The 8,699-nt window shown below is 73.3% G+C and carries 7 protein-coding genes; 1 reads left to right on the top strand and 6 read right to left on the bottom strand.

The features are described 5' to 3' along the window. Positions 1-216: 216 nt before the first annotated feature. From C1A33_RS30545 to C1A33_RS30520, 6 genes are all read right to left on the bottom strand, one after another. Positions 217-1,500 carry a class I SAM-dependent methyltransferase gene (locus C1A33_RS30545; protein ID WP_101835673.1) on the bottom strand — a complete coding sequence of 428 codons (1,284 nt, stop codon included), beginning with the start codon at positions 1,498-1,500 and terminating at the stop codon, positions 217-219. Positions 1,501-1,704: 204 nt separating this feature from the next. Further along, positions 1,705-2,253 (bottom strand): dTDP-4-dehydrorhamnose 3,5-epimerase family protein, encoded by a 549-nt coding sequence (locus C1A33_RS30540; protein WP_101835671.1) that lies wholly within the window; start codon positions 2,251-2,253, stop codon positions 1,705-1,707. After that, on the bottom strand, positions 2,250-3,278 hold the full coding sequence (locus tag C1A33_RS30535; RefSeq protein WP_101835669.1) for an NAD-dependent epimerase/dehydratase family protein: 1,029 nt from the start codon (positions 3,276-3,278) through the stop codon (positions 2,250-2,252). The genes C1A33_RS30540 and C1A33_RS30535 overlap by 4 nt, the downstream gene beginning before the upstream one ends. A 211-nt stretch (positions 3,279-3,489) precedes the next feature. Then, a complete protein-coding gene (locus C1A33_RS30530; RefSeq protein WP_243408093.1) occupies positions 3,490-4,191 on the bottom strand; it encodes a serine O-acetyltransferase in 702 nt (233 codons plus the stop codon). After that, complete coding sequence (locus tag C1A33_RS30525) at positions 4,181-4,417, bottom strand: acyl carrier protein (protein ID WP_101835667.1); 237 nt, start codon at positions 4,415-4,417, stop codon at positions 4,181-4,183. Before C1A33_RS30525 ends, C1A33_RS30530 begins: the two co-directional genes overlap by 11 nt. After that, a complete protein-coding gene (locus C1A33_RS30520; RefSeq protein ID WP_101835665.1) occupies positions 4,418-6,460 on the bottom strand; it encodes an HAD-IIIC family phosphatase in 2,043 nt (680 codons plus the stop codon). Positions 6,461-6,894: 434 nt separating this feature from the next. Between C1A33_RS30520 and C1A33_RS30515 the strand changes: the two genes are divergently transcribed. Next, positions 6,895-8,688, top strand: a complete 1,794-nt coding sequence (locus tag C1A33_RS30515) for a S8 family serine peptidase (protein WP_243408092.1) — start codon at positions 6,895-6,897, stop codon at positions 8,686-8,688. Positions 8,689-8,699 lie beyond the last annotated feature (11 nt).

Genomic DNA, 8,699 nt, shown 5'->3' with positions numbered 1-8,699 from the left:
GGTGCCCCGATCGGCCGGACGGGGATTCGCCTGGGGATCGGAGTGCATCCACTCGACGGGATCGACGTGCGGCCGGCGCGGTGGAGGATCCTCCTGGCCGCCCGAGGACCGCAGGTCCACGTCGATATCCGTCATGCTCTCCCTCCTGACCGGCTTCCCCCCAGCCGAAGGCGCCGGCCCCCCACCCGCGACCCCACACCACGATGAACGATTGCTCTACAGCACGACCGGGCGGGGTACCGGCACGATGAACCGGCCGCCGCGCTCGGCATACTCGGCCTGCTGCGCGATGATCTCCTTCTTCACGTTCCAGGCGAGCAGCAGCAGGTAGTCGGGCTGACGCTCCAACAGCACGGCGGGATCGAGGATCGGCAGCCGCGCGCCGGGGACGTACTTGCCCTGCTTGTGGACGTTGCGGTCGACCACGAAGTCGAGGAGATCCGTGGTGACGCCGCTGGAGTTCAGCAGCGTCGCGCCCTTCGCCGCCGCGCCGTAGGCGGCGACCGTCTTCCCGTCGGCGCGCAGCGAACGCAGCAGCTCCACCAGCTCACGCTGGACGGTACGCACGTCATCACCGAACGTCGCATACCGGTCGAACGTGTCGAGCCCCCCGGCCCGCTCGGCGCCGAGCACCGCCGCGACGGACTCGGCCGGCGCGGCCGCGGCGGCGTGCTGCATGCTCCAGCGCAGCGTGCCGCCGTGCAGTTCGGGGAACTCCTCGACGCCGACGAGGTCGAGGCCGTGGCGGCGCATGAGCGCCTGCACGGCGATGGTGGAGAAGTAGCAGAAGTGCTCGTGGTACACCGTGTCGAACTCGGTGTGCGCCAGCAGCGCGCCGACACCCGGGTTCTCGACGTCGACGAGGCCGTCGTCCTTCAGCAGGATCGAGAAGCCCTCGACGAAGCTGTTGAGGTCCGGCACATGCGCCATCACGTTGTTCGCGATGATCACGTCGGCCCTGAGCCCCTCGGCGACGAGCTGACGGGCGAGGTCCGCGCCGAAGAACTCCTCCCGGGTCGGCACGCCGGCCTCGCGGGCGGCGGCGGCCGGGCCCGGCGTCGGCTCGATGCCCAGCACCGGGATGCCGCGCTCGACGAACGCCTTCAGCAGGTAGCCGTCGTTGCTCGCGACCTCGACGACCAGACTGTCCGGGCCGAGGTCACGGCTGGCGATCAGGTCGATCACGTGCTTCTCGGAGTGACGGACGAGCATGTCCGAGAACGACGAGAAGTACGGGTAGTCCTCGTCGAAGATCTCCGACGCCGGCAGCTCGTGGGTGAGCTGCACCAGCGCGCAGGTCTCGCAGAACCCGACCTCGAGCGGGAAGGACGGGTCGGTGGCGTCGAGGGCGTCAGCGCGCACCAGGCGGTTCGCGATCGGGGTCGACCCGAGCGAGAGGAACAGCCGCGGCGCCGGCCCCGAGCAGGAGCGACAGGCGGTGACAGGCGTGGCGATCCCGCCGGCGGCGGCCGGCGGCTGGGCCGGGGTTCCGGTTGACATGCACTCCCCTAGATGAAATGTCGAGTGATCGTCACGAGAGCCGTCGCCGACACTGTCCGCGTTGATTTTCGCAGGCCGGCCGGACCTACGGACAACGGGGGGCGACGGGGACGACAACGTAACCGAGCGAGCGACCGCGCGGCGGGCCCGGCAGGCCCCGCCACCTGGCCCGTGGACCGCGGGCCACCCGCCCGGATTGCCAGTTCAGGCACCCACGCCGGCAGCGGCCGGCAGCAGAGGCCAGGCCTGGTCCTTGGCGGAGATGACCGACACCGGCAGCGGCCAGTCGATGGCGAGCCGGGGGTCGTCGTACCGCAGGCCGCGGTCGTGTCCCGGGGTGAAGGGGACGTTCATCTGGTACGTCGCCTCGGTGGCGTCTGCCAGGGTCTGGTAGCCGTGCGCGAGGCCCGCGTCGATGAACAGCGCGCGGTGGTTGTCCGCGGTCAGCTCCACCGCGACGTGGCGCAGGTAGGTCGCGGACTCGGGCCGCGGGTCGACCACGACGTCGAGCAGCGCGCCCCGGGTGCAGCGCACCAGCTTGGTCTCGCGCACGGGCTCGCCGGCCCAGTGCAGGCCCCGGACGGTGCCGGCGCTGGCGTTGTAGGCGACGCTGCACTGGGCCACCTCGACGGTGAGCCCGGCGGCGGCGAACTCCTCGGCGCAGAACGTCCGGGCGAACAGGCCGCGCTCGTCGGTGAACGCCTCGACGTCGACGATCCAGACGCCGTCGATCTCCGTCGGCGTGACGATCACCGAGTCGTCCAGAACAGCTCGTCGTCGACCTGGCCGGTGCCGATCAGGTACTGGAGCTGCTTGAGGCGGGTGTGGCCACGGCCGGTGAACGTCTCCTCGTCGAGCTGGATACTGCTGAACACGTCGTGTAGCTGCTGCGCGCCGCGCGAGGCGTTCCAGTCGCAGGAGAACCCGGGCAGGGTGCTCGCGATCTTGTCGAAGGACACCCGGTAGCTGCGGTTGTCGCTGCCGTTGTCGCCGAAGCTCAGCCGGCAGCCGGTGAACACCGCCGCGACCGCGTCGGCGATCTCCTTGACCTGGTAGTTCTGCTCGCTGTCGCCCACGTTGAAGATCTGGTTGTGGATGACGTCGCGCGGGGCGGTGAGCACCAGGCGGATCGCCTTCGCGATGTCGAGGCCGTGCACCAGCGGGCGCCACGGGGTGCCGTCCGAGGTCATCGCGATCTCGCCGGTGGTCCAGGCGACGCCGGCGAGGTTGTTGAGGACGATGTCGAACCGCTGCCGGGGCGACGCGCCGTAGGCGGTGGCGTTACGCAGGAAGGTCGGCGAGAAGCTGTCGTCGGCCAGCGGGGCGACGTCCCGCTCGACGTACACCTTGCACTCGGCGTACGGGGTCTGCGGGTTGATCGGCGACGTCTCGGTGACGTCGGAACCGGTCGCCACACCGTAGACGCTGCACGACGACATGTAGACGAAGCGCTGGACGCCAGCCTGCTTGGCCAGGTTGGCCAGCCGCACCGAGCCGAGATGGTTGACCTTGTAGGTGACCTCCGGGGCGAGCGCGCCCAGCGGGTCGTTGGACAGCTCGGCCATGTGGACGATGGCGTCGACACCCTCGAGGTCCGCCGCGGTGAGGTGGCGCAGGTCCTTGTCGAGGGTGAGCGGCGTCCGGTCCGTCCCCCGGTAGAGCCAGCCGTGCTTGTAGTAGCCGGTGTCGACACCGATGACCTCGTGGCCATCGCGCATCAGCTCAGGCGCGAGCAGGCACCCCAGGTACCCCTCCGTGCCCGTCACGAGCACCTTCATCCGCGAGTCCTCCCCATCTCGGCCGCGGCGCCGGCTGGCCCGTTCGGGCCAGCCGTTCCGGCCTCAAACCGTACCGAGTGGGTCGCGCGGCTCGCCCGGCGACATCCCGCCGTGTGCAGACGACCGACCCACCCGGCCCGGGCCGCCACGGCCCGCAGACGCCCGGTCATCAGCCGTGACACCGCGGCACCGCCAGCGTGCCGCCGGTGGGTCAGCGGGACGCGGGACGCATGACGCGCGCGGGGGCCGCGAAGACGGTCGCGCCGGCGGGCACGTCCGACATCACGATCGAACCGGGACCGATCCGCACGTCGTCGCCGATCGTGATGCGGCCGATGAGCTGCACACCAGGAGCGATCTCCACCCGGGCACCGATCTTCGGCGCGTCACCCGGCTCGGCCGAGCCGTACGCGTACCCGATGGTCAGGTTGTGCCGCAGGGTGCAGTCGTCGCCGATCTCGCAGTAGGGCGGAATCAGGATCGTCTGGTGGTGCCCGATGTGCACGCGGCGGCCGACCCGTGCCTTGTCGGACAGCTCGACTCCGTACAGGTTCCGGATGACGAGGTTGTTCACCACCTTGTAGACCACGGTCGCGATCGTGCGCAGCGGCCCGCGGCGGGTGAGCCGCCACCGCCCGAGCCGGTAGACGGCGAGCACGTGCAGCCCCGGGTGGGCGAACGAACTGTAGTGCCGCCGGAAGTCCTCCCGGATGATCTCCCCCAGGCCGAGTTCGGCGGCATCCCTGGTGTCAGCGGGCGCCTCCGATGTGTCCGACATGTCCGACGTGCTCGGCGCGTGGCTGGGGTTGTCGGGGGCTTCCGCGGCGCCGAACCGCTCGGACGGCATCAGCGGGGTCGGCGGCGACAGCTCGGGCGCGGTCCCGTTGCGGGCGGGGACGGCGTCAGTGGACACCGGACAGCTCCTCGATGTGCTCGCGCATGTCACCCACGGTGGCGAAGCTGGCCAGGCGGTCGTCGGCGATCTGGATCGAGAACTCACGCTCGACGGCGTAGATCAGGTTGATGTGCGCGAGCGAGTCCCACCCGGGCACGTCGGCGGCCGTCATGGCGTCGGTGACGAGGAGATCGTCGTCGGCGAAGATCTCGCGGAAGATCTGCTGTAGTCGATCCTGCACCATTTATCTGGGCACCTCTTCCATCCTGCGGTCGCGCGGACGCGGCTGGGCGATCACAGTGGCGGTGGGTCGAGCTGGGGCGGAGGTGGACACGACGCGCATCAGCCCGGGCGGCCTGTACGGCTCGTCGACCGCGCGGGCCCAGCGCGTCACATCCGGCGCCGACGGATCGTCCGGACCGTCGAGGCGCTGGTAGCCGAGCCGCTCATAGAGGCCGGCCACCAGGGCGTTCTTCGGGGACGGCCAGTACTCGCCGATGACGCGGGCGAGCCCGCGGCGGCGGGCCTCCGCCATGAGCAGCCCGGCGACCTCGTCCTCCAGGGTCCGGCCGATGACCCGGCAGCTCATCAGCCAGGTGTCGACGGCGAGGGCGCCCCCGTCCGCGACGGCGATGACGACGGCGACAAGCCCGTGGTCGGCGAACCGGTCGGCGAGGCGGACGCACAGGACGGTGGTGGCGGGGTCCGCGGCCAGGCGGGCGATCTCCTCGGCGCCGCGGCGGCGCCCGGTGAGGTTGAACTGGTTCGTCTTCCCGATGAGCTGGGCGACCCGCGGCAGGGTGAGCTCGTCGAGCGGGACGACGGTCGCGGTCATGTCGAGCCCGCGGTGGAACTCCTCCAGCGAGGACGCGGCGGCCTCGGCCGCGGCGAGCTGCGCGCGGGCCCGATAGGCCTCCGTGCGGGCGGCGTCCTCCGCGGTGACGGCGGTCGTCTCGAAGAACGGGTAGGCGGCCAGGGCCCGGACGTAGCCGTGCGGGTCGGCCGGCAGGGCGATCACGTCCACCTCGGGTACCAGCTGGCGCACCGCCTCCCGCTCGGCCGGATTGTCGTCGACGAAGACCAGCGCGTCGAGGCCGAGGCCGAGGGCGGCGGCGATCCGGCGCAGCTGGGTGGGCTTGTCGTCCCAGCTGGCGCTGAACATCGCGATGTCGTCGAGGCGCAGCCGCATGCCGGGGTGCCGCTCGAAGGCCTCGCGGGCGTCGGCATCGTTGTTCTTGGAACAGACGGCGAGCACGACGCCGCGCTCCCGCAGCGCCAGCGCGTACTCCTGGAAGGCGGCGAACGCCTCGCCGACCGCACCGTCGCCGAGCGCGATGCCGGCCAGGCCCTCCTCCCCCAGCACCCCGCCCCACAGCGTGTTGTCGAGGTCGAGGACGAGGCATTTGCGGCTCGCCCCGAGCTGCGCGCCGAGGACGGCGGCGGTGTGCCGGGCGAGCAGGGGGACGTGGGCGAGCGACACGGCCTGCTTCGCCCGGTGCCAGTAGCGCGGGTCGAACCAGGACCGGCGGCCGACCTCCGCGGCGAGACGGTCACAGTCGACCAGGGCGACCCCGTCACCGGCCGCCCGGCCGAGCTCCGCGTTCACCCGGGCCAGCAGGGTGGCGCGGGCGCCGGCGGTGCGCAGCGTGAGGTGCCCGAGCGTGCTCTCCCCCGGCAGCGCGAACGCGTGCTGGATGATCCTCGCGCCGCAGCGCTCCCGCAGGGTGTCCCACAGCGACGTCCAGCGCAGCACCTCGCCGGCGACCGCGGCGTCCGGGTCGTCCGCGAGGGTGGGCAGCAGCGCGTCACCGGCATGCACCGCGAGCACCACGACCTCCGGGTCGAACCGGTACAGCCCGCTGTCGGGATCGAGGATCTCCTGGCGGTACTGCCCGTACCCACACTCGTAGGTCTCGATGGCGACACCGGCCCGGGCCGCGGCGAGCGGCAGCAGCGCCGTGAACTGCGACGTCGTGGAGCTGCCGAGGACGGCGACCTGAGCGGTGCGCCCCAGCGGCGCGGTACGGGCCACACAGCGGCGCAGCACGCCGGCGACCGCGGACCACGCGGGGAGATCGGCGTCGGTGTCGGTGAGGGCCAGCGCCCAGCGCACCGCGCCGGCCGCGTCCCCGGCGCGCTCGTGCGCGACGGCCAGGTCGCGGCACATGCGCGCGGTGGGCAGCTCGGTCGCGGCGGCCCGCGCCATCAGCTCGGCGATCCGCGGGTCGGACGCCGACCCGGCGGCGCCTGGGCCCTGCGCCACCGCCGTGTCCCCTCGTTCGGTCATCCCTGCGGCCCCTCTCGGTGTCACCCGTCCTGGCACCCGCGCCCAGCCGCCCAAACTCTACCCTCACGTGAGAGTTGGTTCGAACTGAATGTCGGTCCGCCGCCGCCGCGGCGGCGGCCCGCAGACCCGACAAACACCCTGTTAGCGACATTCGACGCGCGCCCGGACATCCATTTCCTTAGCCGCATAGGCGGTCGCTACGAAACCGCGAGCGAACAGAACCTCGCGGACGACCCACCGGCACGGCAGCGCACGCCACACCCGAACCAACCAAAAGCACCAGCCTGAATACGAAACGTAGTTGTCGACAGCTGGTGTGACTGCGCACACATTGCCCCGCCCAGGCCGACCCGCCACGCCGACCGCTCACACAACGCCAGGTCAACGGGGGTGCATCTATCCTCTTGCCGACATTGCCCGGCATAGGGCCGTCGATGTGGAAAACTCCCTCGCACCGGGCGGTGCCGGGACGGGTCCGCATCCCCGGCCACCCGAACCACCCGACCCGTCCGGCCGCCCGCACCCGCGCCGTCGGCGCGCCGCGTGGCTCGTCCCGAGGCAGGTCCCCGTCCATGCAGTCCCGCGCCACGCCCCGCATCGCGATCGCGCTCGCCGCGCTTGCCGCGCTCGTCAGCCTGGCGGCGCCGGCGTTCGCCGTCGCGCGGCCGCCGGCCCTGAGCCCGGTCACGGCGCCCGCGGTCACCGTCACCCCCGCGCGGGGCTCGCAGTGGTACCACACCGTGCTCGGGCTGGCCCAGGCCCAGCGGATCAGCCAGGGCGCCGGCGTCGTCGTCGCGGTCATCGACGGTGGGGTGGACGCGACCAGTCCCAAGCTGCGCGGCCAGCTGCTGCGGGGGGCCGGGATCGGCGCCGACGCCGCCCCCGACGGCTGGCGCGACGACGACCCCGACGGCCACGGCACCGCGATGGCCGGCATCATCGCCGGACGCAACGACGACGGCCCGCCCGAGGTGCGCGGGATCGCCCCCGCCGCGCGCATCCTGCCGATCTCGACCGGCCGGGAGACCGACTCGCAGGAGGTCGCGATCGCCGTCCACCGGGCGGTCGACCTCGGCGCCGGCGTCATCAACCTGTCCCTCGGCTCGGTCGGCGCGGCGACCGCCGACGAGCGGGAGGCGGTCTCCTACGCGCTGGCGCACGACGTGGTCGTGGTCGCCTCGGCCGGCAACGTCGACAGCGGCGACACCGACGGCGCCGACGCGGAGATCAACTCGCCGGCGAACATCCCGGGTGTCGTGGCCGTCACCGGCTCGACGGCGCGCGGGGCGTTCTGGCACGGCTCGGCGCACGGCCCGCAGGCGGTGATCGCCGCGCCCGCCCCCGGCGTCCGCGCGCCCGTGCCGGCCTCCATCTCGCCGGACCGGCTGGACACCGGCTCCGGCACCTCCAACTCGGCGGCGATCGTCTCGGGCGTCGTCGCGCTCATCCGCTCCGCCCGGCCGGACCTGGACGCGACCGGGGTCATCGCCCGGCTCGTCCACACGGCGCGCGACGCCGGCCCGCCGGGCCGCGACGTCGAGTTCGGCTTCGGGATCGTCGACCCGGTCGCGGCACTCACCAGGTCGGTGCCGGTGGCCGCGAGCAATCCGCTGCTGCCCGCGCCCACCCGCTGGGGCGCGCCCGGGCAGCCGCCGGCCGGCGCCGACCCGGCGGCCGCGGCGCCGGCCGGCGGTGACGGGCCGGCGGGGGCCGATCAGGGCGTGGGGACGGGCGGCCGGCCGGTTGGCGGCGGCTCCGGCCAGAGCGCGCCCGGGCCTGGCGGCGCGACGGATGGGAGCGGCGGGCCGGGCAGCTCCGGCACCGGAACCGGCATCGGTCCAGGACAAGGCGGCGGCACTGGTACCGATGCCGGGGCGGAAGCCGGCGGCACCGGCGGCGGTGAGGGCACCGACCAGGGCGGCGGTCAGGGATCCGGCCAGGATCCGGCGATCGGCGGCAGGGCCGGCACAGACTCGCTGCCCGGTGGGGCGGCGCGGGACGACGGCGGCCGCGCGACGGCGCGGGACGACGGCTGGCGGCCCGGTGGCGCGTCCCCGCTGGCCTGGGTCGCCGGCCTGGGATTCGCCGTCTGGCTCGGCGGCGCGCTCGGCGTCGGCGCGCATCTGCTCCATGCCCGCCGGGCACAGGCGCGGGCCGCGCGCGGCCGGTCGCACCGCCCCGCGACGGGGCCGCGGCTCACCGCGCAGCCCGGGCCGCCGCTGGGCTGACCCGGGCGGGT

This window comes from Frankia canadensis, assembly GCF_900197875.1.
Lineage (GTDB): Bacteria > Actinomycetota > Actinomycetes > Frankiales > Frankiaceae > Frankia > Frankia canadensis.
The sequence above is the reverse complement of the archived record's forward strand: the minus strand, read 5'-3'. Positions and strand labels throughout refer to the sequence as shown.